This window comes from Armatimonas sp. (assembly GCF_043760365.1).
In the GTDB taxonomy this organism is placed as follows: Bacteria; Armatimonadota; Armatimonadia; order Armatimonadales; family Armatimonadaceae; genus Armatimonas.
The window spans coordinates 1-1,874 of record NZ_JAYUPA010000339.1 but is presented as its reverse complement, the minus strand read 5'-3'; the positions used below and the strand labels follow the sequence as shown (position 1 = coordinate 1,874).

General features: G+C 56.8%; 2 protein-coding genes. Both read right to left on the bottom strand.

The window, feature by feature from the left end; genetic code table 11:
- The coding region (locus ACH2EH_RS08290; RefSeq protein ID WP_395140677.1) for a M48 family metalloprotease at window positions 1-1,000 on the bottom strand (1,000 nt) is incomplete at its 3' end.
- A 99-nt stretch (window positions 1,001-1,099) separates the two neighbouring features.
- Complete coding sequence (locus tag ACH2EH_RS08285; protein WP_395140675.1) at window positions 1,100-1,807, bottom strand: C40 family peptidase; 708 nt, start codon at window positions 1,805-1,807, stop codon at window positions 1,100-1,102.
- Window positions 1,808-1,874 lie beyond the last annotated feature (67 nt).

Below are 1,874 nucleotides of genomic sequence, written 5' to 3'. Positions count from 1 at the left end.
CGTAGACCTGTAGCTCTTGATCCAGAGCCTTATCTAGAGCGGTGGCGACTTCTTTTGCACGCTCGGGTTTCACCGTGCGCAAGAAGAGCTTTCCATCGAGCAACACTTCCGTTACCGAACCCTCTGAGCGGGTCGTGACTTTGAGGATATTGGCTGTCGAGCGCCGGTTGATCGGGAGGTTCATCTGGGAAATCTGTGCGATCATGGCCACGGCACGGACTTTTTCGGGGGGGTGTGTTCGGAAGATCCCCATCTCCACATCGGGGTGGCTACGCTGGTCACGGGCGAGGCGCTCCATAAAAGTCAGCATTCCCACCGGGTTGAAGCCCGCCTTCTGTGCCAGGATAATCCCGCCCTGATCCGCATCTTTCTCAGCGGTCTGGCCGTAGCCATTGACTTTCTGGATCGCCAGGAGCTGAAATCCCGTGAGAAGGTTACCCGTATCCTGCATCGGCACTTTGGCAAGAATTGCCCCGAGGGCTGCAACAGCCATCTGGGTATTGAGCTTACTCTGCTCTCGCTGGAGCTTGGCACCGTGACTATGGGCCGCGTGGATAATCTCATGCCCCATCACGCCCGCCAGCTCATCGTCGGACTGGGTGTACTTTAGCAGACCCTTGTTGACATAGACAAAGCCTCCCGGAAGCGCAAAGGCATTGGTATCCGGGTCGTCCACGATAAAGAAACGGTAGTTTAGAGGACGTGTCAGCTTGTTTTCCGTGCCGTAGAGAGCGGGGATAGGGGTCTGGTTGGCAAGTGCTGCCAGCTTCTGCCCGATGGTCTCAACACGCTTGACAAGCGCGGGATCGCTCACGAGCTTGAGTCCGCTCTTGACCATCTCCTCGTGCGCCTCACGCCCCATCTTCACCTCAGGGTCTTCGGTGGGGACGGCAGGTTTCTTCTCCTGGCCGTAAATCCCTGCGCTAGGCAGTGCTAGGCAGAGCACGGTTGCAAAAAGAGCAGCTTTGTGCGGAATAAGAAGGGCGACTTTGCGTTTCATGGTGACCTACTCTATTCTACGGCATTGTAGAGAGAATTGTTCCAAAAAACAAACGGGCGAAGCGCAGTCGCTTCGCCCGGAAGGTGCTACGAAAGCTTCCTACTTGAAGCGGCGTGCTCCTGCGAACTTACTATTGTAGTAGGGAAGATCGAGAGGATCCATCACCACACCACGTTTGGTGCTGGCGGCGTGGACAAACATGCCATCCCCGACATACATCCCGACATGTGAGATTCCGGAGCGGTAGGTGCCCGCGAAGAAGACGACATCGCCTGGCAGAAGTTCACTGCGGGAGATCTTCTTGCCGGTGCCAAACTGTTCACGTGCTGTTCGGGGAAGAGAGACTCCCTCACCGCGCATCAAGTGTTGCACAAAGCTGGAGCAGTCAAAAACGCCGTTGGTGCCCGATGCGCCAAAGCGATACCGTGCGCCTCGGTAGGAGAGGGCGCGGGAGATGAGCTTGGAGCTATTTCTGGTGCGGCCATTGCGCGGTCCGAGGTTACCTTCGAGGGCCGCGCGGCTCTTGCCGATCGTGTCTTCCGTTGCACCAAGAGTGTGGTCGAGCTCTTCGTCGCCTGTTTCGAGAGTGACATTGATCGTGCTCTCGTCTTCAGGATCGGTAGGAACTGCGGCGGGGGTGGGCTTGGGAGCGGCTTTGGGTTTGGAGGTGACAGCCCCTTTTGGGGGGAGGGCACCCTCGAAGCGGGTGCGGTTCTGCGGAGCGGCAAAGCTAGTTGTGGTGAGAGCAATCAAAGAAATTGCGATGGTGAGTTGTGTCTGCAGGCGGTTCGTACTAAAGCGCGTCAATATTTCGTTCCTTATCCTTAGATCCTTAGCGGTCCTGTTTTGGCCTATCGCCGGATTGAGTGTAACC